Annotated in this window: 25 protein-coding genes and 1 other annotated feature; of the genes, 4 read left to right on the top strand and 21 right to left on the bottom strand. The window is 40.6% G+C overall.

Annotated features, from left to right (window positions below; all coding sequences use genetic code 11):
- Window positions 1–30: 30 nt before the first annotated feature.
- Entirely contained in the window at window positions 31–846 is an 816-nt protein-coding gene (locus tag CSV72_RS05170; RefSeq protein ID WP_099677424.1) for a DUF368 domain-containing protein, read from the bottom strand.
- 192 nt (window positions 847–1,038) lie between these two features.
- On the bottom strand, window positions 1,039–2,415 hold the full coding sequence (locus tag CSV72_RS05175; protein ID WP_099677425.1) for a polysaccharide deacetylase family protein: 1,377 nt from the start codon (window positions 2,413–2,415) through the stop codon (window positions 1,039–1,041).
- Window positions 2,416–2,826: 411 nt separating this feature from the next.
- Between CSV72_RS05175 and trhO the strand changes: the two genes are divergently transcribed.
- Window positions 2,827–3,801, top strand: coding sequence for an oxygen-dependent tRNA uridine(34) hydroxylase TrhO (gene trhO / locus CSV72_RS05180; protein ID WP_099677426.1), 975 nt, complete (start codon window positions 2,827–2,829; stop codon window positions 3,799–3,801).
- A 93-nt stretch (window positions 3,802–3,894) separates the two neighbouring features.
- Here the strand turns inward: trhO and pstB (CSV72_RS05185) are convergent, their stop codons facing one another.
- The 6 genes from pstB (CSV72_RS05185) to CSV72_RS05210 form a co-directional block, all read right to left on the bottom strand.
- Complete coding sequence (gene pstB, locus CSV72_RS05185; RefSeq protein WP_099677427.1) at window positions 3,895–4,671, bottom strand: phosphate ABC transporter ATP-binding protein PstB; 777 nt, start codon at window positions 4,669–4,671, stop codon at window positions 3,895–3,897.
- A gap of 11 nt (window positions 4,672–4,682) precedes the next feature.
- Entirely contained in the window at window positions 4,683–5,483 is an 801-nt protein-coding gene (pstB, locus tag CSV72_RS05190) for a phosphate ABC transporter ATP-binding protein PstB (RefSeq protein ID WP_199170061.1), read from the bottom strand.
- 43 nt (window positions 5,484–5,526) lie between these two features.
- Entirely contained in the window at window positions 5,527–6,411 is an 885-nt protein-coding gene (gene pstA, locus CSV72_RS05195) for a phosphate ABC transporter permease PstA (RefSeq protein WP_099677429.1), read from the bottom strand.
- A complete protein-coding gene (gene pstC / locus CSV72_RS05200) occupies window positions 6,411–7,343 on the bottom strand; it encodes a phosphate ABC transporter permease subunit PstC (RefSeq protein ID WP_199170062.1) in 933 nt (310 codons plus the stop codon). The genes pstA and pstC overlap by 1 nt, the downstream gene beginning before the upstream one ends.
- A 40-nt stretch (window positions 7,344–7,383) precedes the next feature.
- Window positions 7,384–8,280, bottom strand: a complete 897-nt coding sequence (locus CSV72_RS05205; RefSeq protein ID WP_099677431.1) for a phosphate ABC transporter substrate-binding protein PstS family protein — start codon at window positions 8,278–8,280, stop codon at window positions 7,384–7,386.
- A gap of 223 nt (window positions 8,281–8,503) precedes the next feature.
- Window positions 8,504–9,208 (bottom strand): response regulator transcription factor, encoded by a 705-nt coding sequence (locus CSV72_RS05210; RefSeq protein WP_099677432.1) that lies wholly within the window; start codon window positions 9,206–9,208, stop codon window positions 8,504–8,506.
- Between the two features lie 253 nt (window positions 9,209–9,461).
- Between CSV72_RS05210 and CSV72_RS05215 the strand changes: the two genes are divergently transcribed.
- Window positions 9,462–10,487: an NADP-dependent oxidoreductase gene (locus CSV72_RS05215; protein ID WP_233191081.1), complete on the top strand. Its 1,026-nt coding sequence runs from the start codon at window positions 9,462–9,464 to the stop codon at window positions 10,485–10,487.
- A 120-nt stretch (window positions 10,488–10,607) separates the two neighbouring features.
- Here CSV72_RS05215 and CSV72_RS05220 read toward each other — a convergent pair whose 3' ends face one another.
- Window positions 10,608–11,591: an NAD(P)/FAD-dependent oxidoreductase gene (locus CSV72_RS05220; protein ID WP_099677433.1), complete on the bottom strand. Its 984-nt coding sequence runs from the start codon at window positions 11,589–11,591 to the stop codon at window positions 10,608–10,610.
- A gap of 110 nt (window positions 11,592–11,701) precedes the next feature.
- Window positions 11,702–11,989, bottom strand: coding sequence for a DUF6509 family protein (locus CSV72_RS05225; protein ID WP_099677434.1), 288 nt, complete (start codon window positions 11,987–11,989; stop codon window positions 11,702–11,704).
- Window positions 11,990–12,159: 170 nt separating this feature from the next.
- Between CSV72_RS05225 and CSV72_RS05230 the strand changes: the two genes are divergently transcribed.
- The gene (locus CSV72_RS05230; RefSeq protein ID WP_099677435.1) at window positions 12,160–13,851 is read left to right on the top strand and encodes a M3 family oligoendopeptidase; all 1,692 of its coding nucleotides are present in this window, start codon (window positions 12,160–12,162) and stop codon (window positions 13,849–13,851) included.
- A gap of 140 nt (window positions 13,852–13,991) precedes the next feature.
- Here CSV72_RS05230 and CSV72_RS05235 read toward each other — a convergent pair whose 3' ends face one another.
- The 4 genes from CSV72_RS05235 to CSV72_RS05255 all read right to left on the bottom strand — a co-directional run bounded on the left by CSV72_RS05235 (window position 13,992) and on the right by CSV72_RS05255 (window position 18,426).
- Entirely contained in the window at window positions 13,992–15,671 is a 1,680-nt protein-coding gene (locus CSV72_RS05235; protein ID WP_255407582.1) for a formate--tetrahydrofolate ligase, read from the bottom strand.
- 34 nt (window positions 15,672–15,705) lie between these two features.
- The gene (locus CSV72_RS05240) at window positions 15,706–16,689 is read right to left on the bottom strand and encodes a zinc-binding dehydrogenase (RefSeq protein ID WP_099677437.1); all 984 of its coding nucleotides are present in this window, start codon (window positions 16,687–16,689) and stop codon (window positions 15,706–15,708) included.
- Window positions 16,690–17,329: 640 nt separating this feature from the next.
- Window positions 17,330–17,818: a helix-turn-helix domain-containing protein gene (locus CSV72_RS05250; protein ID WP_158232157.1), complete on the bottom strand. Its 489-nt coding sequence runs from the start codon at window positions 17,816–17,818 to the stop codon at window positions 17,330–17,332.
- Window positions 17,819–17,940: 122 nt separating this feature from the next.
- Window positions 17,941–18,426, bottom strand: coding sequence for a dUTP diphosphatase (locus CSV72_RS05255; RefSeq protein ID WP_099677440.1), 486 nt, complete (start codon window positions 18,424–18,426; stop codon window positions 17,941–17,943).
- A 93-nt stretch (window positions 18,427–18,519) separates the two neighbouring features.
- Between CSV72_RS05255 and CSV72_RS05260 the strand changes: the two genes are divergently transcribed.
- On the top strand, window positions 18,520–18,900 hold the full coding sequence (locus CSV72_RS05260; RefSeq protein WP_099677441.1) for a sigma-w pathway protein ysdB: 381 nt from the start codon (window positions 18,520–18,522) through the stop codon (window positions 18,898–18,900).
- 43 nt (window positions 18,901–18,943) lie between these two features.
- On the opposite strand, the gene CSV72_RS05265 is transcribed toward CSV72_RS05260, so the two are convergent.
- The 7 genes from CSV72_RS05265 to CSV72_RS05295 form a co-directional block, all read right to left on the bottom strand.
- Window positions 18,944–19,243, bottom strand: coding sequence for a DUF1294 domain-containing protein (locus tag CSV72_RS05265; RefSeq protein WP_369802879.1), 300 nt, complete (start codon window positions 19,241–19,243; stop codon window positions 18,944–18,946).
- Between the two features lie 69 nt (window positions 19,244–19,312).
- The gene (rplT, locus tag CSV72_RS05270) at window positions 19,313–19,672 is read right to left on the bottom strand and encodes a 50S ribosomal protein L20 (protein ID WP_029052910.1); all 360 of its coding nucleotides are present in this window, start codon (window positions 19,670–19,672) and stop codon (window positions 19,313–19,315) included.
- Between the two features lie 42 nt (window positions 19,673–19,714).
- A complete protein-coding gene (gene rpmI / locus CSV72_RS05275) occupies window positions 19,715–19,915 on the bottom strand; it encodes a 50S ribosomal protein L35 (RefSeq protein WP_085131191.1) in 201 nt (66 codons plus the stop codon).
- A 38-nt stretch (window positions 19,916–19,953) separates the two neighbouring features.
- Window positions 19,954–20,460 (bottom strand): translation initiation factor IF-3, encoded by a 507-nt coding sequence (infC, locus tag CSV72_RS05280; protein ID WP_143561153.1) that lies wholly within the window; start codon window positions 20,458–20,460, stop codon window positions 19,954–19,956.
- Window positions 20,461–21,049: 589 nt separating this feature from the next.
- Window positions 21,050–22,984, bottom strand: coding sequence for a threonine--tRNA ligase (gene thrS / locus CSV72_RS05285; RefSeq protein WP_099677444.1), 1,935 nt, complete (start codon window positions 22,982–22,984; stop codon window positions 21,050–21,052).
- Between the two features lie 46 nt (window positions 22,985–23,030).
- Window positions 23,031–23,261, bottom strand: a binding site (T-box leader).
- A gap of 103 nt (window positions 23,262–23,364) precedes the next feature.
- Window positions 23,365–24,306 (bottom strand): primosomal protein DnaI, encoded by a 942-nt coding sequence (gene dnaI / locus CSV72_RS05290; RefSeq protein ID WP_099677445.1) that lies wholly within the window; start codon window positions 24,304–24,306, stop codon window positions 23,365–23,367.
- 1 nt (window position 24,307) lies between these two features.
- The gene (locus tag CSV72_RS05295; RefSeq protein WP_099677446.1) at window positions 24,308–25,669 is read right to left on the bottom strand and encodes a replication initiation and membrane attachment family protein; all 1,362 of its coding nucleotides are present in this window, start codon (window positions 25,667–25,669) and stop codon (window positions 24,308–24,310) included.
- Window positions 25,670–25,672: the final 3 nt, after the last annotated feature.

Consider the following 25,672-nt stretch of genomic DNA (forward strand, 5'->3'; position numbering starts at 1 on the left):
TGGAGCAAATCTCCAAGCGGTTTTTGTATTTTACGCTTTATCCCCTACACCATTTAATATATTGGCAATTAAAAGGCCAAGGACGATGGCGATAACACTCATGACAAACGGCGTACCACTTTCAGGCATGCCAGGGTAAATCACAAAAATCGAACCGATGATTAATCCCATGATGATGGCAAACATTCCGGTATGGAAATTGGCAAGAAGGTAGCGTATTAATTTACTGCTAATTACAAACCCAAAGACTATTCCACAACCCGTCGCGATGATAATTGGTATGTTAAAGTCTGAAATTGCCGTAATGACTGAGGCATAAACGCCTAACAATAGTAGAATAAATGATCCACTGACACCTGGTAACAGCATCGCCATACTACCTGCCCAGCCCGATAGGAAAAGGATAACGGTATTTTTCACTGTTAAATGTGTAATCGTAATGGGATCAATAGGATTCATAAAAGCTGTAGAAGCTAATGCTGCTGCCACTACTACCATCAATAAAATATGATGAAATTTAAAGTTCTTTCTCAGTCCTGCTTGCTTTGAAACAAATGGAATGACACCAACAATTAATCCTAAAAAGAAGTATTGAGTTGGTTCATGATAATGCTTCAGTAAATAAGAGATCACTTTACTGAATAGAATGATCGTCGCTCCCATTCCGATACCAAGAGGAAGGAGAAACCCTATATGTTTCTTCCAGTCTTTACTAAAAAATCCACTTATCGAAATAAGCAATCGATCATAGATCCCTAATATAAATGCAATCGTTCCGCCACTTACTCCGGGAACCAGGTCACTGATGCCCATTAAAAAACCGCGGTATAAATTTCTCCATTCCATGCTAATTGTTCCCCCAATGATTTCATTCCGTTTAGTATATCATGCAGTGTTGTACTAATAATAGTTCACCACTACTTATTTTCTTCATATGTTACAGCTATTTGGACAGCATATGAACTTCTATACGTAAATAGGACTTTACAAAACAAAAGTTGTTCCATTGTTAGACAAAAACAATGAAACAACTTCACATTAATAATCGTCCATTTCAGATACTGTCACGAATTTATAACCTTGAGACTGCAGATTTTCGAGTACTGCGTCCAGTCCATCTGCTGTGGATTTATGAATATCATGCATTAAAATTATACTTCCTGCTCGGGTAGCTTCCATAACATGTTCTAATAACAGCTCTGGATCATGATGCTCCCAGTCTAATGTATCCACATTCCATAACACTACAGGTAATTTCGTACTTTCTCGTACTCGATCATCAACAGCCCCATATGGAGGTCTGAAAACAGTTGCAGGTTGTCCTGTTATCGCTTCAATGATATCGGATGTACCTTTCACTTCACTTTGAAGTGCAACATCAGTAACCCCTGTCAAGGAAGGATGATTCCAAGAATGGTTACCTATCTCATGTCCAGCTTCAGCTACCTTCTTGGCAATTGAAGGATATGAATGAACTCTATTGCCCAGCATAAAGAATGTAGCTTTTGCATTATATTTCTCGAGCGTCTCTAAAATCCTGACTGTATAGTTTGGATCCGGACCATCATCAAACGTCAAAGCGATGGTTTTTTCTTTCTTATTATCTTCTGTCGCCACTTGGAATTCCTTTGCTAAGAAGGAATTCAATTTTCGTAGTGGGATTTCTACTGTTGCCGGTCCAGCTTGCTTCTTTGTGAATTCACCAGTTCCAAAATAAAGAATTAACGAATCGTCTGTTAAAGCGAAGTTACGATAGTTTACCCACATTGGTTCAGTAGGTTGCCATACACTTTCCTTAATCACATCATCTTGCAGTGACGGACTATGATATATTTCGTTACGCACTACACTCGCAATTCGTTTTAGCTTTTCCAGATCATGATCTACAATATCTTCAATCGTTAGTTCGTCCCCTGTTTCAGGATTGATATGAAATGTTTGTATTTCCTTGTGACTATCTTGATCAGCAAAGTACGTAACAGCTTGCATAACAAAAGAATAATTTCCCGAAAGATGCTGGAGTGTTTCAAAAGATACATCTAACTTAGACACTCTATTTTTCTTTTGTTGTTTATTGGCATAAGCCGTTTTCAATTCATCTACAGAGTCTAACACTTGCTGATTAAAGCCATCGTACTCTGTTAGCGGATAACGAATGACAAAAGGATACTGTGATTCATTGGCTTTCTCAGATAAATTTTTTATACCTGGGTAGGGTGATGTACTCGACTCTACCGACACTTTCTGCTTCGGTGCAGGTATGACTTCATGTGTTACCTGTTTAGTAGAGCTAGTATCTTTAGTTTTCATTACATTCACTATTAATAATAGCGTAATAGACACCAATGTTATGATTGTGATAATTAACGCACTATCGATCCATACTGATCGACGTCTTTTATTTGAATCTTTCATGAAAGGACTCCTTTACTACTCACTGCCTAGCACTGATTGAACATCACAGTTTACTAGCGACAGAACTACTATACCCTTTACGATCAAAAAGTATTCTGTATTCAACTCATACATTTTACAATGAGCTATCTTTAATTATAATCGACATGTATGAAAGTATTTCCATCTCCTAGTATACAACAAATTAGTGATGATACAAAGCTGTGTTTAGTTGTGTTTAGTTGTGTTTCGCTTTCAAAAAGGGCATTTAGGTGAAATAACTTTTGAATCCTTTGCTCGAAAATGAAATTATGCTATACTATTCTGGGCCCGATTCTTGCAAATTCGGGTTCAAGGGACACACGATCCCTTTGTACACACCGATCTCGGCTGTTGTCTATTGCAAAGATCAAACAGAAGGCGGTAATTTACATGGAAAAGAAAGACTATCGAGTATTATTGTTTTATAAGTATGTAACAATTGAAGAGCCAGAAGAGTTTGCAGCTTCACATTTGGAATTCTGTAAAGAAACTGGTTTAAAAGGACGTATTCTTGTAGGAGTGGAAGGCATCAACGGTACTTGTTCCGGAACAATCGAACAAACGGATGCGTATATGGAGCATATGAAAGCTGATCCACGTTTTGCTGATGTATGGTTTAAAATTGATGAAACAGATGGCCACGCATTCAAGAAAATGCACGTTCGCTTCCGTCCAGAGATTGTCAATCTTAGCTTACCTGAAGATGTCAATCCGTTGGAAATTACGGGTGAATATTTAGAACCTGAAGAGTTCTTACAGCAAATGCAAGATGAAAACACCATTGTATTAGATGCTCGTAATGATTACGAGTATGACCTAGGTCATTTCCGTGGCGCAATCCGCCCGGATATCGAAAACTTCCGTGATCTTCCTGAATGGGTAATGGAAAACAAAGAACAACTTGAAGGCAAGAAAATTCTTGCGTATTGTACGGGTGGGATTCGTTGTGAGAAGTTCACTGGCTGGTTGAAACGTGAAGGATTCGAAGATGTAGCCCATTTGCACGGCGGTATCGTTTCTTACGGTAAAGACCCTAAAGCAAAAGGACAGTTATGGGACGGTCAATGCTACGTATTTGATGAGCGTATTGCAGTTCCAATTAACCAAGTAGAACATGTCATCGTAGGCCGCGATCATTTTGACGGCACACCATGTGAACGCTATGTAAACTGTGCAAACCCGGAGTGTAATGCGAAAATTCTATGCTCAGAAGAGAACGAGCACTTCTATATGCGCAGTTGTTCAGACGATTGCCGTACACATCCTCGTAACCGTTATTTTGTGGAACACGATATGACAGTGGATGAATACGACGCACGAATGGCAAAAATTGAAGCAGCACGCACGCACGAAACCATTTCTTAATACATGAACAGCCAGCATCCTCTTATAGGAGCTGGCTTTTTACTTTATTATGTAACGACTTACGCTAGTTTCCATTTGTTGCTCTGCAACCATTTAACCAAACTTGCCTGCAATATAATCTTTCGTCTCAGAATTTAATGGGTTATTAAATATTGCCGCTGTCTGTCCATACTCTTTTACTTCACCATTTAGAAAGAAAGCTGTGAAATCAGATATTCGTGCGGCTTGTTGCATATTATGCGTGACGATGATGATCGTATAGTGCTCTTTTAACGTTTGGATTAGTTCCTCCACTTTAGCAGTAGAGATTGGATCTAGAGCTGAAGTAGGTTCATCCATTAATAATATCTCCGGCTTGGTCGCTAAAGTTCGTGCGATCGTTAAGCGTTGCTGTTGCCCGCCTGAAAGTCCTGTAGCAGACTGATCTAAGTGATCTTTTACTTCGTCCCACAAAGCAGCTGCGCGCAGGTTCTCTTCCACAATTTCATCCAGTACTTTTTTATTTCTTTCTCCATGAATACGAGGCCCATACGCAATGTTTTCATAAATCGATACCGGAAAGACAGATGCATGTTGAAATACCATTCCAACCTTCTTTCGCAATTCTACTGGATCAATAGATGATTCTGTTATATTTTCTTTACCGATCCAAATTGCTCCTTCGGTCTTCACTCCAGGAATTAAATCGTTCATACGATTCATTGTCCGCAAAAAAGTTGATTTTCCACATCCTGATGGCCCTATAAGCGCAGTGATTTTCTTCTCTTCAAACTTCAGATTGATATCTTTTAGTGCATGGTGAGTATCATAATAGAATTGCAGATTTTCTGTTTGTATGACTGATTGTTCGATAGTTTCCACTACATTCATTTCAATCTCCCCTATCCAATGCGTCCGTTCATATAATGTGCGGTTTGTTCATGACGTGGATTAGTAAAAATTTGTTCAGTGGGTCCATGCTCAATGACTCGCCCCATATAAAAATATGCTACTTCATCCGAGATCCGTGCGGCTTGCTGCATATTATGTGTAACGATCACAATCGTATAGTCTTTTTTTAATTGTGAAATCAGTTCTTCGATTTTTGCTGTCGAGACTGGATCAAGTGCAGATGCAGGTTCATCTAGTAATAAAACGCTCGGCTGCAGTGCAAGTGCTCTAGCGATACAAAGACGTTGTTGCTGCCCACCTGAAAGGCGCAAAGCAGATGTATGTAATTGATCTTTTACTTCTTCCCATAGTGCCGCTTTTTTCAGATTCTCTTCTACAATTCTTTGTAATTCCTTCTTATCTTTCACTCCGTAGCGCATGGGTCCAGCTGCTACGTTTTTAAAAATAGATTTGGCAAACGGTACGGGTCTTTGAAATACCATTCCAATCTGTTTACGTATTTCATGTAAATTTACATGGGGTGAGTGCAGATCTACCCCTTCGTAATAGATCGCTCCTTTTGTACGACAGGAGTCGATATCATCATTCATCCGATTAATAGAACGCAGAAAAGTGGATTTCCCACAGCCCGACGGACCGATTAATGCCGTGACGGATTGTTTTGGAAATGATAGACTGACTTGATCCACAGCACAATGCCCACCATAATATACCGATAAATCAGTAGTTTGTAACACGGAACTGTGTTGTAAGTCGGGACTGTCAGCTAGTTTAATGCTATTCGTCCTCATTGTGACAGGCTGTAAAGCGACCGATTGCATAAAGATCCTCCTTTTAGTTAGCACCCATTTTTTTAAACAACAAGTTCCCGATAAAGCGTGATGTGAAATTAAAGAATAAAATCGAGATGATCAATAATGCCGCCGCGCCGTCAGAGATTGCCGCTGCGTCCGGCATAATTCCTTCACCATTAATTTTCCAAATGTGAACCGCCATGGTTTCAGCCGGTCTAAATGGATTTAAAGGAGATGTTGGTGACAACGGATTCCAATTGGTGAAATCTATAATTGGTGTGCTCATTCCCGCTGTATAAATCAAGGCGGCCGCCTCTCCGAATACTCTTCCTGATGCCAGTATGACACCGGTCACAATGCCAGGTAGTGCCGCCGGAAGTATGATGGTCGTAATGGTTTCCCATTTTGAAAAACCAAGCGCCCAGCCTGCTTCGCGCTGTGATTTCGGCACGTTATGAATAGACTGCTCAATGACTCGCACGAGTAATGGCAAATTGAATACCGAAAGTGCGAAGGCACCTGATAAAATGGAAAAACCCCATCCCATATACAAAACGAAGAAGAGAAATCCGAATAATCCTACCACTATGGAAGGTAATGAAGACAGCACTTCAATCAGTACGCGAATACAACGTATGACCCAGTGGTCTTTTGCATACTCCGCTAAATAAATACCAGCCCCAATTGCAATCGGCACCGAAATAATAAGTGTCAAAACTAGTAAGTAAAAGGAATTAAATAGTTGTGGTCCTACCCCCCCACCCTCTTTGAAAATCTGAGGTGGAGACGTGATGAATTGCCAACTAAGTTGAGGTATACCTTTTACAAAGACAAATCCAAGCAATCCTGCCAAAACTGTAATGATGATGCCTACAATGACATATAATCCAGCCGTGGCGAGTTGATCTTTCCTTTTAGCAGACATTAGCTACTTTTCCCCTTTCCAATCATTCGCACGGTGATCGTGAAGAAAAGCGACATCAGTAAAAGTACAAGCGCTAGTGACCAAAGTGCATTATTTTCTGCTTGTCCCATCACTGTATATCCCATGCCCATCGTTAAAATACTAGTGACTGTAGAGGCCGGTTCAAACAATGAATGCGGGATGACAGAAGCATTCCCAATGACCATCTGTACAGCTAGGGCTTCACCAAATGCTCGCGCCATTCCAAAAATGACAGCCATCATTAAGCCGGGTTTCGCTGTTTTCAATACCACTTTACAAATCATTTGCCATCTTGTTGAACCAAGCGCCAGTGACGCTTCGCGTAATGAACGTGGCACCGCCTGAATAGCATCCAGTGCTAAACTCGTAACTGTCGGTAAGATCATGACCGATAGCACAATAGTCCCCGCAGCAATACCAAATCCGCTACCTGGAAATAGACCGCGTAAAAAAGGAACGACGACAGTTAATCCGATAAATCCATAGACAACGGAAGGAATACCTACTAACAACTCGATCACTGGCTGCATGATTCTCTTGCCCGCATTTGGCGCAATCTCGCTCATGAAAATGGCTGCGCCAATGGCAAGCGGTCCCGCAATTAGGGCGGATATTCCTGTAACCGCTAATGAACCTGCTAAAAATGGTAAGGCCCCAATAATAGGCTGACCCAGGGAATTTACTTCCGCTGGGTTCCAAGTCGTACCTGTGAAAAAGTCTTTAACACTTCCATCATTTATGATGAACGTAGATACACCTTTCGAAAAAACTAGAAATAGAATCGCTGCAGTGATGGTTGCAGTCAAAGCCACTGAGAGAAAGGTAAGCCATTTACCAATTCGCTCCATACGCATTTTATTACTTTTTCTATACAATGGATGTTCCGTCTCTTTGATCATCTTCGCCATCATGTACGCTCCTTTCAAGAGTGGAGAGAAGTGCAAGTTTCTATCATTTTTTCGTGATAGTTCCTTCCGCATCTCGTTCTACTTGCATCCCCGTTACCGGTAAGTAGTCCATTTCAGGAAGGAGTGTTTCTTGTACATCATCCGAAAGCATATAATCGATCAAGTCCTTGGCGAGACCTGTTGCTTCTCCATTTGTATACATATGCTGGTAAGCCCAAATTTCCCATGTATTTGACTCCACGTTTTCTTGGTTTGGCGCAACACCATTAACCTGTAGAGCTGTAGTCGTTTGATCGAAATAAGAAAATGCTAAATAGCTGATTGCTCCCGGTGTTTCACTGACAATCTTTCGTACCGTCCCCGAAGAGTCTTGTTCTTGTGCCTCGATTGGTTGTTTTCCTTGCAACGCAATGGTTTCAAAAGTAGCCCGTGTCCCAGATCCTTTTGCACGGTTGATGACAATAATCTCTTGATCGATTCCACCAAGCTCTTTCCAGTTTTTGATTTCTCCTGTAAAGATTCCAAGTAGTTCTTCAGTGGTAACGTCTTCAACGCCTGTATCTGGATGACTTACTGGACCCATTCCAACAACCGCCACTTTATAATCGACTAAGTTCGTCGCGTCCACGCCTTCTTTTTCTTCTGCGAATATATCCGAGTTGCCAATATCTACTGCACCTTCGCTAATTTTACTTAAACCAGTTCCGCTCCCTCCACCTTGGACATTAATAACGGACCCTGGATTTTTTGCCGAATACTGCTGTGCTGCTGCTTCTACTAAAGGTTGTAGTGCACTTGACCCTACTGCCGTGATGGGTTCAGTTTCTTGTTTTGCTTCTTCTTTTTCACTATCGCTCGCTTTCGTACTACTACAAGCCGCGATTACCCACGTACAAATTAAAACAAATGCCAATACAGTTATTCGATTACGTTTCCTCATCACTGTGCCCCCTAGGATTTATCGTTTTAGTAATAACTCTCTACTGCTTCTTTACTATAAGCAATGGATATTAAAGAGTGATGGATGAAACGTAAAGGTTCTGTAAAGGTTCTGTATAAATAGATACTACTCTAGATTTTTAAAACCTAAGAGGGAATAATAAAAAGCCGAAGACGCAATCCTATATGGATTCGACTTCAGCCTACGTATGTATCTACAGTATTTAGTTTGTTACTTCTTCAAATTTATAACCAAATCCCCTGACAGTCTTAATATAGACTGGACTTTTTGTATCGGGTTCGATTTTTTCCCTCAGGTGACTGATATGAACATCTACGATCCTAGAATCTCCAGTGTAGTCATAGTTCCATATCGCATTTAACAACTGCTCGCGGTGTAGTACCTTTCCTGAATGTCGCATTAAGTATAAAAGGAGTTCAAATTCTTTTGGTGTTAATTCTAATGGGCTTCCATCTAAAAAGGCTTCAATTCTTTCTGGATGAACTAGTAAACTTCCATGACTAAGTTCAGCTTCCGATTCTTTTCCTTGAATAGAATCCTGTAACTCTATTCTGCGCAAGATCGCTTTCACACGGGCAAGTACTTCTCGTGGACTGAATGGTTTTGTTAAGTAGTCATCTGCTCCAAGTTCCAGTCCAAGGACTTTATCAAATTCATCGCCTTTTGCCGTCAACATTAAAATAGGTGTATGAATCTTTTCCTGGCGAAGTTTTTTGCATACATCCATGCCATCCATTCCGGGCAGCATAATATCGAGCAATAGTAAATCTGGTTCTTCAGAAAGAGTCATCGAAATTGCTGCATTACCATCTCGGGCTATGTAAACAGTGTATCCTGCCTGCTCCAAGTTGTATTGCAAAAGAGTAGCTATTGACTTTTCATCTTCTACAACCAAAACCTTTTTCATTTGGTTAGCTCCTTTACAGCTAGATCATTAATTTTTCTGAAAGTCTACGTCTCTACTCTACTTTGACGTCAAGAAAATGTCCACTCAAATCATTATTGAATATTCATTAATCGACTCATTTAAATGAATCCTGATGACCTTTTCATGTCAGTGCAATTAATTGACATCCATACTGCATGCTAGTAACCTTGTACTTAAGCTTACTATTAGTTAGTTGATAAGTTGAAATGTAGATAAAACTGGAGGAATTACTATGACACAAGAAATGCAAAGAGAAATTCATTTAGCAAACCGACCGAAAGGCTTGCCTACTATGGAAGCCTTCAATTTTGTAGAAAAACCTATGCCTGAGCTAAAAGACAATGAAGTTCTTGTTCGTACGCTATATGTATCTGTTGATCCGTACATGCGAGGAAGAATGATAGATGCAAAATCTTATATTCCGCCTTTTAAACTAGATGAAGTGATTACCGGTGGGGTTGTTGGTGAAGTTACAAAGTCTACTTCTGATTCATTCAAACCTGGAGATTTTGTTGTTGGGAACTTGAATTGGGCAGAATATACGGCAGCTGCTGAGAAAGAAGTACGTAAAATCGATCCAAATATCGCCCCTATCACTACACATTTAGGTATTCTTGGCATGACAGGCCTAACTGCATACTTCGGGTTACTCGATATAGGTAAGCCACAAGAAGGTGAAACAGTCGTCGTTTCTGGCGCTGCCGGAGCAGTTGGTTCAGTTGTGGGCCAAATCGCCAAAATGAAAGGTGCTAAAGTAATCGGAATTGCAGGCTCCCAGGAGAAGATCGAGTACTTGAAAAATGAACTCGGCTTTGATGAGGCAGTCAATTATAAACTAGATAGCTTCAAAGAAGACTTAGCTAAAGCTACAGCTGACGGTGTAGATGTCTATTTCGATAATGTAGGCGGTGAAGTGACGGATGCAGTCTTCACATTACTTAATAAACATGCACGAATTGCACTATGCGGCGCTATTTCCTCTTACAATAAAGAAGGACAAGACGTAGGTCCTCGTATTCAATCTACGATGATCAAAACAAGTGCTTTGATGAAAGGCTTTACCGTAGGAGATTATGCGGCAGACTTCGCTACTGCATCAACTGATTTAGGTACATGGCTTTCTGAAGGTAAATTGAAGTATGAAGAAACGATTGTTGAAGGCTTCGATAATATTCCAGATGCGTTTCTTGGTTTATTCGATGGAACAAATTTAGGTAAACAACTGGTCAAAGTCGCTGATTCTGAAACGACAAAGTGATCATCGACTCACAATGAAAAAGGCTATCTCGAGAATTATCTCGGGATAGCCTTTTATCGTCCTTGTAAAAAAACACCTTGTACAGTGAAAAACTCTCCATACAAGGTGCTTACTATTTTATTAACCGAATATGCTCGTGCTGTGCAACGGTTGTACTTTTGCCTTCGGATCTAGGAACGCTTTCGCGTGGCTAATTGCAACAGGTGCTTCGCCCATACCGACCGCAATCAATTTCACTTTGCCATCGTATGTTGTGACATCACCAGCTGCATAAATGCCTTCGATATTCGTCTCCATGCGAGAGTTAACCTTAATAGAATTACGATCCATTTCTAATCCCCAGTCTTTCAATGGGCCGAGTGAGGAAATATTGCCGTAGTTAACTACAACATGATCGAATTCAAGTTCTTTCACGCTACCGTCTTTTTCTTTCAGTACAACTTTATCCAATGTGTCTCCGTCGCCCTGTAACTCACTTACAGCATGCGAAGTTAAAACATTGACACTAGACGCGCGCAGTTGATTGACACTTGTTTCATGCGCAGTGAAACGTTCTCTACGGTGAACAAGTGTTACCTGACTTGCGATATCTTCAAGCATTAATGCCCAGTCCAGTGCAGAGTCTCCCCCACCACAAACACAAATATTTTGATCTTTAAACATAGACAAGTCTTTGATACCATAGTGTAATGTCTTGCCTTCAAAAGTAGGTTCTTCTTTCAATCCGATTTTACGCGGTTGAAAAGCTCCTATTCCTGCAGTCAATAAAATGGTACGTGTCAAATGCTGTCCTTTATCCGTCGTTAAAACAAAGTGATCGTCCTTCTTTTCGATGGACATCGCTGCTTCACCTAAACAAATCTCAGGCTTTGCATAGTGCGCTTGTGTCACTAAGTTTGCCACCAAATCCTTCGCCAAAATTTTAGGGAATCCGCCTACATCATAAATGTATTTATCAGGATATAGTTCGATCAATTGGCCGCCCAGCTGTGGCAAACTATCGATAATTTTGACAGACATCTCACGCATTCCCGCGTAGAATGAAGAAAATAATCCAGTTGGGCCTCCGCCGATAATCGTAATATCCACTATTTCTTGATTCATTTAAAACACTCCTATAATTAATTCTTTAATGAAAAGCTATTGGGGTGTACCACTTATATTTCTCTAGTCTATTATCCCCTATTCTAAAGAGAATAACATCTATTTTGTATTCAGATTTCAGGGAAATGTTCCATGCAGTATTGCTCTGCTGACGCTTGTTCTTCTTCGTCCCACTCAACGTCAAATGGACTTTCCGTTGCCAATTCATAAAATTGGTATGTTAACATCTTTCGCTGGCCATCCTTCACAGAATATAGCAAACGTAAGCCAGTACCCTCTTCATTGAACAGTTCATCTTCTTCATCGAACTTAACTGTCAATAGAAATTCGTAGCGCTGACCATCGATAATACCTGTTGGATCGACCAATTCTTGTACTTTACCATTTAAAATTTGCATTAAATTTCTCCTTCTTCCCGCTCACTTAGAGTTTACTCTCTCTATCCTACATCATTTCATAAGATTGTGGCAATTTATGAACGTCATTTTTGGTTAATTGTTTGCTTTTCTTTACTGGTTGCTAGAAAATGAAGGGATAGTCACACTATATACGAACTAGGAGGAGTACAATGCTTACTTTTGAAGATTACGAGTATACTCGCCCAGATATTGAAAAACTACAAATAGAATTTAAGACGGCACTTGAACAGTTTAAGCAGGCAAACTCATTCGAAGATCAAGCCAAAATTATGGAGCATATAAACATGTTGACGAGTGATTACAGTACGGCAGAAAACATCATGTATATACGTTCTTCGGTTGATACGAATGACAGCTTCTATCAAGATGAACGGGATTATTTTGATGAGATTGGACCACAATTCCAAGCTTTGCAAAGCGATTATTACCAAGCCGTCATCACCACACCCTTCCGAGCACAATTGGAAGAGAGATGGGGTCCACAGCTATTTAAACTTGCGGAGAATGCCGTTCATTCATATTCTGATGAAGTCTTGCCACTTTTACAACAAGAAAATAAACTAGTTTCTGAATACTCCACCCTTGTCGCTTCTGCACAAATCGAATTCCAAGGCGAAATGTTGACATTGGCACAACTTGGACCCTTTAAAGAGTCACTCGATCGTACGGTTAGAAAAGACGCTATGATTGCTACGGCTGATTTTTATGCGTCAAACGAAGATCATTTCGACAGGATTTTTGATCGACTCGTGGCAGTACGTCATGAAATTGCTACAAAGCTCGGATTTAAGAGCTTTACAGAACTCGGATACATACGTATGGATCGAATCGGCTATGATGCACATATGATGGAAAACTTCCGTAATCAGATTCGAACACATGTAGTGCCATTAGCCGAGAAGATTCGAGCTATGCAAAGTAGAAGAATAGGCATTTCTCAGATGAAGTTTTATGATGAACCATTGCATTACGCTGAGGGAAACCCTCAACCTAAAGGTTCTCCTGAATGGATTTTAGAAAATGGGCAAAAAATGTATCAGGAGTTATCGCGTGAAACCGGACGCTTTTTCGATTATATGAAACGAAAAAACTTATTGGATTTGGTAGCAAAAAAGGGCAAAGAAGCTGGCGGCTATTGTACATTTATAGAAAATTATGATTCACCGTTTATCTTCTCTAACTTTAATGGAACTTCAGGTGATATTGATGTTTTGACACATGAAGCAGGCCATGCGTTCCAAGTTTATTCTAGTCGTTCGATTGGCATCCCTGAATATATATGGCCAACGACTGAAGCAGCAGAAATTCATTCCATGAGTATGGAGTTTTTCACTTGGTTCTGGATGGATCACTTTTTTGGCAGTGATGCAGAACGTTATCGCTATGCGCACTTACTTGAAAGTGTATTGTTTTTACCTTATGGAGTGGCGGTGGATGAGTTTCAACAACGCATTTATGACCATCCTGAAATGACACCAAGTGAACGCAAAGCCGTATGGAAGGATCTTGAGAACTTGTATTTACCTAATCGGGATTATGATGGACATCCCTATTTGGAACACGGCGGTTTTTGGCAGAGACAAGGTCATATCTATGAAGTACCGTTTTATTATATTGATTATGCTTTGGCGCAAATCTGTGCTCTCCAATTTTGGCAACGCTCACTAAACGATTTTGACGAAGCATGGACAGACTATTTGGCACTATGTCAATTGGGCGGAAGTAAATCATTCTTGGAACTCGTTGCAACAGCCCACTTAAGATCACCATTTGAAGACGGGACTATTGAGTCGATCATGGATTTCGTTAGTGAATGGCTAGTTGATCATAAGATATTTTAATTATTGCGAATACAAAAAAGGATGTACAGAATGTCATGTTGACGACTTTCTGTACATCCTTTTTATGAATCAACTTTTGATAAAAAAAGCAAAAAGCCGTAATGGCTCTTTGCTAATTATTTTTTACTATGGGAAGAATATTACATTAACCCTTTCGCATTACCAGCCGAATCGACATCCATATTGAGTGCTGCCGGTTTTTTTGGTAAACCAGGCATAGTCATGATGTCGCCTGTTAGACAAACTAAGAATCCTGCACCAAGTTTCGGTAAAATATTGCGGATTGTAATTGAAAAGTCTGTCGGACGTCCTAACTTTTTTGGATCGTCGGAAAACGAGTACTGAGTCTTCGCCATACAGACCGGCAATAGATCCCAGCCATTCTTTTTGATTTCGGCTAAATCTTTCTTTGCTTGATCGGTCAATACGATGCCCGTGCCACCATATACTTTTTGAACAATCGCTGTAAGTTTTTCTTCTACTGATTGCTCTACTTCATAGATCGGTGCGAAATTATTTGGCTCTTCCATCACTTTTAGGACTTCTTTTGCCAATGCTTCCCCGCCTGCTCCACCGTCTTGCCAGACATCAGTTAAAGCCATTTTCACGTCATGATCCTGGCACCACTTCTGGACTTTCTGCAATTCATTATCGGAGTCCCCTACAAAACGATTAAGCGCGACGACAGGCTGCACTCCGAACGATAGAATCGTCTCAACATGCTTTTCCAAATTGACTAAACCATTTTCTACAGCTTGACTATTCTCAGCTTTTAATTCCTGCTTGGCTACTCCGCCATGCATTTTGAGCGCACGAATTGTTGTCACAAGAACGACTGCATCCGGTTGGAATTTACCGATGCGTGCTTTAATGTCCATAAACTTTTCTGCGCCTAAATCCGATCCGAATCCTGCTTCCGTCACGACATAGTCAGCCAGATTACGCGCTGTATTCGTTGCGATCAATGAATTACAACCATGCGCAATATTTGCAAACGGGCCACCGTGAATTAAAGCTGGCGTACCTTCGATCGTTTGGACGAGATTGGGTTTGAATGCATCTTTAAGCAGAAGCGTCAACGCACCCTCTACACCTAAATCACGCACAGTCACAGCTTCTTTTTCATACGTATAGCCAATCACAATATCGGACAAGCGCTCTTTCAAGTCTTGCAAACTAGTCGCCAGACAGAATACAGCCATGATTTCAGATGCAACTGTAATATCGAAGCCATCTTCGCGTGGCACGCCTTGTGATGGCCCACCTAAACCAATTGTCACATGACGAAGCGCACGGTCATTCATATCCATGACGCGTTTCCAAGTAATGCGGCGAGGATCAATGTGTAACACATTCCCCTGATGCAAATGGTTATCAATCATAGCGCTCAACGCATTATTAACCGTTGTAATGGCATGAAGGTCTCCAGTGAAGTGCAGATTGATGTCTTCCATAGGCAGTACTTGTGAGAAGCCACCGCCCGTTGCTCCACCTTTGACACCCATTACCGGTCCTAATGAAGGTTCACGTAATGCAACCACTGTTTTCTTACCTAAACGGGAAAGTGCGTCACCAAGACCAACAGTCACTGTCGATTTTCCTTCTCCAGCCGGTGTTGGACTTGTAGCAGTTACGAGTATAACTTTGGCTTGTGAAGTTTGTTTTGGAATGAGGTCTACATTGATTTTCGCTTTGTATTTACCATATAGCTCTAGCGCATCCAATGGAATTCCTGCTTTGTCTGCAATGTCTTCAATTGGTTGCATAGTTGCTTTTGAAGCAATTTCCAAATCTGTCAGTGTCTTTACTTCTTTCGTCACTACTTCCACTGCCTTTCTATACCGGTTATATTGTTTAATTCGAAATGGCCAAAACGATTTTACCGAATTGTACACTGTCATCTAGCTTAGTAAATGCCTCATTTGCTTTTTTAAGAGGGATCACTGAATCAATCACAGGATGAATTTGATGTTCTTCAACTAATGCTAACATATCCCGTAATTCTTCACGACTTCCCATCGTAGTGCCTAGTAACGAATACTGACCATAAAAGAATTCGCGTAAGTTCAGTTCGACGGTATCTTCTGTCGTTGCACCAAACACTACGATCCGACCACCTTTTTTAAGAATTTCAAGAGAACGATTGAATGTTGCTCTTCCCACACTCTCAATCACAAGATCCACACGTTCATCTTTTAGTTCTGTTGGCCAATCACTATTCGTATCAAGCGCTACATCTGCACCAATTTTTATTGCGTGTTTTCTTTTATCTTCACTTCTTGAAGATACGATAACACGCGCTCCCATTTTCTTCGCAAATTGAATCATATAGGTCGCGACTCCACTTCCTGCTCCAGGAATAAAGACGGTTTGTCCTTCTTCTATACGGCCCCTCGTCACCAATGCTCGATAACCTGTAAGCCCTGCTAGAGCGATGACTGCAGATTCATTCCATGTAAGATGTGATGGCTTTTTCTCTAGCTGTTCTGAGGAAATGCAAATCTTCTCAGCAAACGTACCATGATCCGGCATACCTAGAATATCAAATTCAGCCGGTGGCGCATCGCTTTCTTCGAACCATCGAAGTGATGGATTGATAATGACTTCATCTCCAACATTCCAACCGGTTACACCTTCTCCGATTGATTCGATCGTACCTGCGCCGTCTGAGCCTAATGCCAATGGTTCTTTAGCGTCTCCACGTCGTTTAGGTATAGCAGTATCACGCCGATTGAGTCCTGCCGTTTTCAATGCGACAATTACTTCACCGTTTCCAGCTGAGGGATCGGCGATATCTGTATAGTGCAACTCACCATTTTCATGAACGAATGCTTTCAATCAATTCATCCTCCTTGGGTTTATCTACGATTCTATCATAACGCATTTCTTTCTATTTTCCTATATTTCACGCTATTTGATTATTAATTATTTGGGAATAATGGGGGTGGTTGACGAGGTGTTAGGGGTGGGGATTTGCGCTTCGGAGGGGACGCTTTCTGGAGGGTGGGCGGTGAACCACACCCCTTCGCTTCGCTCGCTGGGTGTTTCACCTGTCCCACTGATCCTCCCAGAGCCCCTCCTACGAGCCAATCCCTTGCAATGTGAGTAAGTGATACTTTTTGTTGTGCATTAAAATAAGTGTTGTAATGAGTTTTGAACTGTACAACTTGAAACTAAAGAGGTTAAGACAAAACAATAACTCACCACTTACAGTGAGTGATCTAAGTACTAGCACTATCAAAGTAGGATGGAAGCGGGAGTTGGCGGTGAGGTGCAAAGATGTGCTCCTAACGCTTCGCTTTTACTCGCAAAAGCCGTTCTTCGTTTCAGCTCTTCCCGCAGGCGCATGGGAAAGCGTCCGCCAACTGGAACTTCAATCCCTTCGTACCCTCTATGCTTATCCCACTTATATTTTTAAACGTCAGGTCTATGTAAAAACGATGCCCCTCGAAGTGTAATTACTTCAAGGGACATCGTTTTATAGTGTACGTCTTTTATATTTAGCAAGCTCTAGTAGTTCTAGTACATCTTTCTTAGGAAGACGGATAGCTAACTCCATCAGCTCTTTTTCAGCCGAACGACGTCCTTTTCCGCTGCGATACTTCTCTTTATTCACCGCGTCGATTTCTGCATATAGCTCATCAATTTCTGTTGGCCATTTACCAGAGGTTTCGACATTCATCGTTTCACGAAGACGATCATAGAGTGATTCTACTGTATTACCTGTTGCTTTGAAGTATGGAGTAAATGTTACCTCACCCATAATTAACTCATCGGTAGAAACAGAAAAACGCTCTGAAATTTTAGCGATCCATGCAGCGGACGGTGCGTTCTTACCACGCTCCCAATCTTTAATTCGGCTAGCCGATGTGCCGATTGCCGCGCCAAATGCCATCATCGATAGTCCTCGACGTTCTCTCAGTGCCTTTAAACGCAATCCAAAATCATCCTTACTCCATTCGTTCAACGAAATACCCCCTGTATGACCTGTATTATATTAATTTTATTATCAAAACAGTCTTTTTGTCAATTTATTTATTTATGAAATTCTTACTATAGTTAAAATTACGATGAAGTGAATGGTACTGTTTAATATCCACTTCTTTGGCGTGCGTAGTTCTCTTCATTTTTATCAATATATGCTTGAATAATTTGTTCTTCAGTAAATCCGAGCGTATTCGCAAGCACACCGTAGTTCACCCAGATTTTTTTATAATCATCAAATGTTAATGAATCCAAAAATGCATAAATAGATTGGCCTGTTTGAATGAATTGTTGTGTCAGATTTTGATCTGTAGCCTCACCTGCTGGCCATTCTTCCAATCCGTCAAAGCTTTTTTCGATTCCTAAAGACAATAAGAAATGAATAGAATCTACATATTCTTCTAAAATGACGTCATCTGCTGAAGGACCTTTTGTGCTCCAGAATTTAAAACAACGTGTTTCGTTAGCTAACTCCGAAAGTTCGACTACTAATGCCAAACCTCTTTCAGTAAACGTCTCATTCGTTTGATGATTTTTTTGAATATATGTATCGAGCGCTCTTTGCATTTCAAATAGTTGATGTAATTTCATTCAAATTCCCTCCACCATTTTATTATAAAATGAATCCTTTTCTCATGCTCATCCGTATAGTAAAGTACTATATCGTTTGCAGGAGCTGATTTCATGGTTTTATTGATCCGCGTCTTTATTATAGCACTTGTGATTTATTTATTTTATGCCGGAATTCGCTATTTGACAGACGCTAAGCGAAAGCTGGATGAAGCGTATGAAAAAGAACAATATTATTTTTATGATGACGTTAAAAACATCCGTAAAAACTTCTTTATTACGTATAAAGGTGCGATGTTTGAAGGTGAGAAATATCTAGGCACCACGACTGATTCCTTTGATGTTGTTTCCATTTTCATTTGGGTGAAAAATGAAGCAAAGTTACAAGGTATGACGAAAGAGGACTTTCATTTCCTTGAATCCGAAGTACGGACGAATTATCCTCATGCCGAGATCAATTGGAAGAACCCCATTGAACAATTAATGAAATCTTGAGTTGACGGAAATAGCTTAGAAAAGCTATTTCCGCTTTTTTATATCAAAATGTCATTGTTGTTGGCAATTTCACACCATATATAGCAAGTAGCAACACGATATCAATCATCATTAGAAGTAGAAATCCAATACGGAAATTGGTCTTTCTTGTTTTGTGATGAAAGAATTGCATGCCAAAGTACGCACCCACTCCACCGCCAAGCAATGCTAGTAGCCATAAGTTTCGTTCTGGCACACGTTGCTTTTTCTTTTGAGCTTGTCTTTTATCGTATCCCATTGCCCCAAATGCCCAGAGTGACAGGATGACCATATAAATCAATAGAGTTTGCGCCATTTCAGCCATTCCTCCATACGAAAAAATCCACCTTCATTTCCATATAAGAATGAAAACGAAAGTGGATTTTGGTTCATCTTATTTTGCTACAGATTTTTTTGCTGTTTCTGCAAGTTGTGCAAATGCTGGTGCATCTGTCACTGCAAGTTCTGCAAGCATCTTACGGTTAACATCGATGCCAGCTACTTTCAAGCCGTGCATTAATGTGCTGTATGAAATACCATTCACACGAGCAGCCGCGTTGATACGTGTAATCCATAGTCTACGGAAATCACGTTTTTTGTTACGACGGTCACGGTAAGCATAGTTATAAGATTTCATTACCTGTTGGTTTGCTACCTTATAAAGTCTATGTTTTGAACCAAAATAACCTTTTGCTAATTTCAATACTTTTTTATGACGCTTGCGCGTTACTGTTCCACCTTTTACGCGTGGCATAGTGCATTACCTCCTGCTTATCCTATAAGTGTGTGTTCGGTCTTACTTCATGTTTGTTAGCATTTCGCGAATACGCTTGTAATCGCCTGAAGAAACTAGTGAAGACTTACGTAAGTGACGCTTAGCCTTCGTAGATTTGTTAGCAAATAGGTGACTTGTGTAAGCACGGCCACGTTTTAATTTACCAGATCCAGTTCTTTTGAAACGTTTCGCGGAACCGCGGTGAGTTTTCATTTTTGGCATGTTCTGTTCCTCCTAAATTGTTCGTGTTACTGTTACTCTTACTGTTTCTCGGCAAGTGGGGCAAGTATTAAGAACATGCTCCGACCTTCCATTTTTGGTTTAACTTCAACAGTTGCAACTTCTTTGCAAGCTTCTGCAAAGCGATCAAGTACTCGTTGGCCAATTTCTTTGTGCGTAATCGCACGACCGCGGAAACGAATCGAAGCTTTTACCTTATCCCCATTTTCAAGGAACTTGATTCCGTTACGAAGTTTCGTTTGGAAATCATGCTCATCAATTGTAGGGCTAAGTCGAACTTCTTTTACGTTGATGATCTTTTGATTCTTACGTACTTCACGCTCTTTCTTTTGCTGTTCGAACTTGAACTTTCCATGGTCCATAACACGAGCTACTGGGGGCTTCGCTTGTGGAGCAACAAGAACTAAGTCCAGGTTTGCTTGAGCAGCAATATCTAAAGCTTCATTACGTGTTTTGATACCGAGTTGTTCGCCGTTGTGATCAATTAATCGCAACTCACGTGCTCTGATACCATCATTTACGTACATGTCTTTGCTAATAGTAATCCACCTCCGAATATTGTCTCGTGAATACATGTTTTGGTATATCGGACATTCCGATTTCAAAGTCCCATAGGTCTATTCATTTTACAAAATAAAAAAAGTAGACAAATATGATTTGTCTACCCGCGTAAGTATACTATGCTAGTACGCATAGATATAAACTTATTGTGCTAACCTGGCAACAACTTCATTGCGTCGATCAGGTGAGAAGCGGGTAGCCTCTTCTTATACCACAAACTGTATTCAGTTAACCTTATTAATAATAACATCTTTAGTATCAAGTGTCAATAACTCTGCAGATCTCATTGTCGGATGCACAGGTTATGTTTGAATTAATTCAACTTTTTAAGTATAGCTTATTATACATTGGATTGCAACTACTATTTTCAAAACTTTAGAAAAGCGGAATAAATAACAGCTATAACCCCACTTCAACGCTTGCGGCTGGTTAACGCGATTGAACCCAGACAAGATGAACCCTTGTCTGGCACATCGCTACGCCTACCGCATAAAGCCTTGTGTAATAAGTGGAAAGCATTCCTAAAAAACAGATCCAAGGTGCTTATTTCTTCTTTTAGTCTTTCTTCACGTCTTCTTTGATTAGCTCAAGGAACGCGTCGAATGACATACTTTCAGAATTTTGTTCACCGTATTTACGAACGTTGACTTCGCCGGCTTCCATTTCACGATCTCCTAGTACAAGCATATACGGAACCTTTTGTACTTGCGCTTCACGGATTTTATAGCCAATCTTCTCGTCACGGCTGTCTACGTCTACTCGGAACCCTGCCAATATCAGTTTCTCTTTAACGTCCTCGGCATAATCAAAGTGAACGTCAGGTGATACTGGGATGAGTTCTACTTGGATTGGCGCTAACCATGTTGGGAAAGCTCCTTTGTATTCTTCAATTAAGAAGGCAACAAAACGTTCCATTGTAGAAACGACACCTCTATGAATGACGACTGGACGATGTTGCTTCCCGTCTTCCCCGATGTACGTAAGGTCGAAGCGTTCAGGTAATAAGAAGTCCAGTTGTGCAGTGGAAAGTGTTTCTTCCATGCCAATTGCTGTTTTAACTTGTACATCCAGTTTCGGACCGTAGAATGCTGCTTCGCCTTCTTCTTCTGTATACGGAAGCTCCATCTCATCCATTGCTTCTTTTAACATCGTTTGTGCGCGTTCCCACATTTCATCGTCATCAAAATATTTCGTTGTATCTTCAGGATCGCGATACGATAGACGGAATGAATAATCTTTGATGTTGAAGTCTTTATATACTTCGATGATCAACATGACAACACGTTTAAACTCTTCTTTAATCTGATCTGGACGCACGAAGATATGCGCATCATTCAATGTCATTCCGCGAACACGCTGAAGACCTGAAAGTGCTCCTGACATTTCATAACGGTGCATTGTGCCGAGTTCTGCCAAACGTAGTGGCAAGTTACGATACGAATGAATACCATTTTTATAAATCATCATATGGTGAGGACAGTTCATTGGACGTAAAACAAGATCTTCGTTATCCATGCTCATAATTGGGAACATGCTATCTTGATAATGATCCAAGTGACCTGAAGTTTTGTAGAGATCTAAACTTCCAAGTACCGGTGTATACACGTGCTGATAGCCTAGTCTTTCTTCTTTATCTACAATATAACGCTCTACTACACGTCGAATTGTTGCGCCTTTTGGCAACCATAATGGTAGACCTTGTCCAACTTTTTGTGAATTCGTGAAGAGATTCAATTCTTTACCGATTTTACGGTGATCACGCTCTTTCGCTTCTTCGAGCATACGCAAGTGTTCTTTCAGCTCGTCTTTTTTGAAGAAAGCTGTTCCGTAGATACGCTGTAGCATTTTGTTATCAGAGTTTCCTCTCCAATAAGCTCCTGCAATGCTTAACAATTTAAATTCTTTTAGTTTACCTGTAGACGGGACGTGAATACCACGGCATAGGTCGAAGAATTCTCCTTGTTCATAAATGGACACTTGTTGATCTTCAGGAATTGCTTCAAGAAGTTCCAATTTGTATTCATCATCTATTTCTTTAAAACGTTTTTCGGCTTCAGCGCGGGATACATCGTGACGAATGACCGGCAAGTTTTCACCGATGATGCGTTTCATTTCTTTTTCTAATTCAGGTAAGTCTTCAGCTGTAATTGGTGTAGGTGAATCAATATCATAATAGAATCCATTTTCGATAGTAGGTCCTATTCCAAGTTTAGCATCAGGGAATTTACGTTTGACGGCTTGTGCCAAAAGGTGAGCCGTACTATGGCGCAGAATTTCCAATGCTTCATCTGATGTTGGCGTAATGATACTAATATCTCCATCTGTATGGATTGGTGATTTCAAATCGATCAGCTGATCTCCAATTTTCCCTGCCAATGCGCTTTTACGCAATCCAGGACTAATGGAGCCTGCAATTTCTTCTGTTGTGACGCCATCCTCGAATTCTTTTACTGCTCCATCTGGAAATGTTAAATGAATATTTTCTGGCATGTGTATGACTTCCTTTCTTTTTTTGAACGCAAAAAAGCCCCATCCCTAAAGGGACGAGGCTTGAGCTCGTGGTTCCACCCTTCTTCCTTCCATTCGCAAAAACGCGAAAAGACCGAAGCTTTCGATCGGCTAACGGGCCGCTACCGTCATCAGCTACTTCATTTCACTGATGCTGCTTGGAGGTGGTAAATTTATCTTCTGCCTACAAGGGTTTCAGCCGTGCCCTTGTTCTCTGGATAGGTGAAAAATAAATTATTGTCCTCTTCGATGCATTTTAACATTTTATGAATGTTGAACTGTGTAATAGTATAGAAAAGTCTGAGCGTAATTGCAAGTGTAATTGAATAATTCTTTCAACAAAGCATTTTTTTTAGGAGAAATTAATCCCGCCAGTTCTCCCCACCCAGTTTAAATGGCTGGCTGACCATGCGAATTCTTTCCATAATACGTGCAGCTTTAATAGGCTCTTTTTCTCCACGTTGACTCGTTGTAAGATGATGTTCTAATTCATCATAATTAAAGTTGGACGTAAAGAATACGGGTAGCTTTTCCGCCATACGGTACTGTAGGATTGTGCCAAGCACTTCGTCCCGTGTCCACGTCGACATCGTTTCTGCCCCTATATCATCGAGCATCAAGACAGGAGCTCGCTTCACAAATTCCACTTTTTCGTCCAATGTTTGGTTTTGAATAGATTGCTTCATCTCACGCAGGAATTCCGGCACATAGACGACAACAGTCTGTATACGTCGAGTGGCTAATTCATTCGCCAACGCACCTAAAATGAAGGACTTACCAATACCAAAATTACCGAATAGATAGAATCCCCTTTCAGGAACCTTACCGGCAGAATCGATTTGATTCAAGAAATCTTTAGCAGCCCGCATCACGACAACGCGACTATCCTCCGACAGGAAATTCACATCAGCTAGACGTGCTTCCATCACTTCTTTAGGCATGTACATACTATTCACCATTCTCGAGATGTTTTTACGCTCGTCTTCCAACTGTTTAGTAGGACAGACTATGTAATCAATATCAATTAGGCGCTGTGCGATGACTAATTTCGGCTCAAAGCCTTTCATGACATTAATACACCCTTCGAGATTCGGACAGCGCTCACAAGCGTGGGAAGCTGTTGTGAATTCATATAATTTCCCTAGGCTGCGATTGACCACTTCTGTATTGACCTCATCGGAATGATCGTTAATAAATTGTTGTACAGACGGATCTTCCATAACTTCCGTTTTAAGCTCGTCGTATTTTTGGGCTAATGAAGGAGCATTCACTACGCGTTTCATCGCATCCCCAATTCGTTCCATATTACTTCACCTCTGATTCTTGAATCCCCAATTCTTTCAATAACTTCTGGCGTTCTTCCTCCACATTAAAGTCATCAAGTTTTTCGGATTTCTTATTCTTTTTATCACGCTTTGAAAACCATTCCGGAACTTTTTCTTCTCTCGTTGGCTTTCGATTTCTAGGCGTCGACTGCTTTCCTTCTTTGAGCCATTTCATGTATTGATCATGTTCTTCTCTTGATAGCTTCAAAGCGGTTTTCGCATCGTTTACTTGTTTATTCGCCCAATGAGAAGCGATTCGTTCCACAAAACTGCTCGTGATTTTGCCATCATTACGTAGCATTACATATTGTAGCAAAACATTGACGACACCAACTGGAAATTTATGCAGATTGATTAATCGTTCTGCAAGTTGAATATCTACAAGGAATGGTTCTTTTTTGCTGACTTTGCGTAACATCTCTTTCGGTGGTGTATGTTCCAAATAGAATAGCAATTCTTCGTCACGACTCATATTCTCTTTTGGCACTTCATCAACGATCGGCTGTGTAAACACCGACTGTAATTTAGGTGGTTGCTTTGACGTATTCATCTTATAAAACTCCGCAGCCGCCTTACGAACTTTTTCTTCTGTTAGCTGATGATTTTCATCCATTGCAATCATCACGACCTTTTGCATATCAAGCGGACTCAGTGAATACAAGAAAGCTAGCATCGCAATCATTTCCTGAGAAATAGATCGTAACGAAGCTTTAGGGATCATTTGTTCTGAAAGTCCGTTATAAAATAAATCAAAATTAAAATTCGCTACATAAAATGGTATGCCTGGAGGTTCACTCTTTCCTTGAAAGTGCATTCCTGCAGTCAATTCCATCGCTTGATCGCCTCTTGCTGGTTTATAGACATCTAAAAATGTCCGTGATATATCTTGATACTCCTCTTTCGCAATAGGCTCCTCTAAAAATCGGCCACGCAACTGACGATAGGGTTGCTCTCCGATTTTACTGAATAAAAATGTAGATAGGAGCGGATCACTGAAAAAAGAAGGTGCATCGAGAGGCGGTAATAATTCGTAAAGGAAAGACCGCTTATCTATTTCTTGTTTCTTCTTATAGGTACGTAATAACCCAATAGCTTCCAATGAAATCCTTGCTTCAAAAATGGCTTGAAGTGGGAAAGAAGACATATTCATTAAATAATAGTGGGTATGTTCTTGCGGTTCTCTGCTCTCCGCATCTGTCCAAAGTGTCATAAACAAACTGACCGCTTCAGGACCGATAAGTGGCTGGTAAAATAGCGTGAGCATCTGTCGGTCATACGCAGAGAACGGATGTGCTAATTTCACTTCGAAGGAATCGACAGGCTGCAACTCTGTATAAAGCATTTT

This window comes from Sporosarcina sp. P20a (assembly GCF_002743175.1).
GTDB lineage: Bacteria > Bacillota > Bacilli > Bacillales_A > Planococcaceae > Sporosarcina.

Bases quoted from the DNA above. Each gene is read 5' to 3' on its own strand.
- pstA (WP_099677429.1), bottom strand. From the start codon at position 6,411: ATGTCTGCTAAAAGGAAAGATCAACTCGCCACGGCTGGATTATATGTC.
- pstB (WP_099677427.1), bottom strand. From the start codon at position 4,671: ATGAATGTAGTGGAAACTATCGAACAATCAGTCATACAAACAGAAAAT.
- CSV72_RS05220 (WP_099677433.1), bottom strand. From the start codon at position 11,591: ATGAATCAAGAAATAGTGGATATTACGATTATCGGCGGAGGCCCAACT.
- CSV72_RS05295 (WP_099677446.1), bottom strand. From the start codon at position 25,669: ATGCTTTATACAGAGTTGCAGCCTGTCGATTCCTTCGAAGTGAAATTA.
- CSV72_RS05265 (WP_369802879.1), bottom strand. From the start codon at position 19,243: ATGGCTGAAATGGCGCAAACTCTATTGATTTATATGGTCATCCTGTCA.
- rplT (WP_029052910.1), bottom strand. From the start codon at position 19,672: ATGCCACGCGTAAAAGGTGGAACAGTAACGCGCAAGCGTCATAAAAAA.
- dnaI (WP_099677445.1), bottom strand. From the start codon at position 24,306: ATGGAACGAATTGGGGATGCGATGAAACGCGTAGTGAATGCTCCTTCA.
- trhO (WP_099677426.1), top strand. From the start codon at position 2,827: ATGGAAAAGAAAGACTATCGAGTATTATTGTTTTATAAGTATGTAACA.
- CSV72_RS05225 (WP_099677434.1), bottom strand. From the start codon at position 11,989: ATGCAAATTTTAAATGGTAAAGTACAAGAATTGGTCGATCCAACAGGT.
- thrS (WP_099677444.1), bottom strand. From the start codon at position 22,984: ATGCCAGAAAATATTCATTTAACATTTCCAGATGGAGCAGTAAAAGAA.
- pstB (WP_199170061.1), bottom strand. From the start codon at position 5,483: ATGAGGACGAATAGCATTAAACTAGCTGACAGTCCCGACTTACAACAC.
- CSV72_RS05170 (WP_099677424.1), bottom strand. From the start codon at position 846: ATGGAATGGAGAAATTTATACCGCGGTTTTTTAATGGGCATCAGTGAC.
- CSV72_RS05175 (WP_099677425.1), bottom strand. From the start codon at position 2,415: ATGAAAGATTCAAATAAAAGACGTCGATCAGTATGGATCGATAGTGCG.
- rpmI (WP_085131191.1), bottom strand. From the start codon at position 19,915: ATGCCAAAAATGAAAACTCACCGCGGTTCCGCGAAACGTTTCAAAAGA.
- CSV72_RS05230 (WP_099677435.1), top strand. From the start codon at position 12,160: ATGCTTACTTTTGAAGATTACGAGTATACTCGCCCAGATATTGAAAAA.
- CSV72_RS05255 (WP_099677440.1), bottom strand. From the start codon at position 18,426: ATGAAATTACATCAACTATTTGAAATGCAAAGAGCGCTCGATACATAT.
- pstC (WP_199170062.1), bottom strand. From the start codon at position 7,343: ATGATGGCGAAGATGATCAAAGAGACGGAACATCCATTGTATAGAAAA.
- CSV72_RS05205 (WP_099677431.1), bottom strand. From the start codon at position 8,280: ATGAGGAAACGTAATCGAATAACTGTATTGGCATTTGTTTTAATTTGT.
- infC (WP_143561153.1), bottom strand. From the start codon at position 20,460: ATGTACGTAAATGATGGTATCAGAGCACGTGAGTTGCGATTAATTGAT.
- CSV72_RS05260 (WP_099677441.1), top strand. From the start codon at position 18,520: ATGGTTTTATTGATCCGCGTCTTTATTATAGCACTTGTGATTTATTTA.
- CSV72_RS05215 (WP_233191081.1), top strand. From the start codon at position 9,462: ATGACACAAGAAATGCAAAGAGAAATTCATTTAGCAAACCGACCGAAA.
- CSV72_RS05210 (WP_099677432.1), bottom strand. From the start codon at position 9,208: ATGAAAAAGGTTTTGGTTGTAGAAGATGAAAAGTCAATAGCTACTCTT.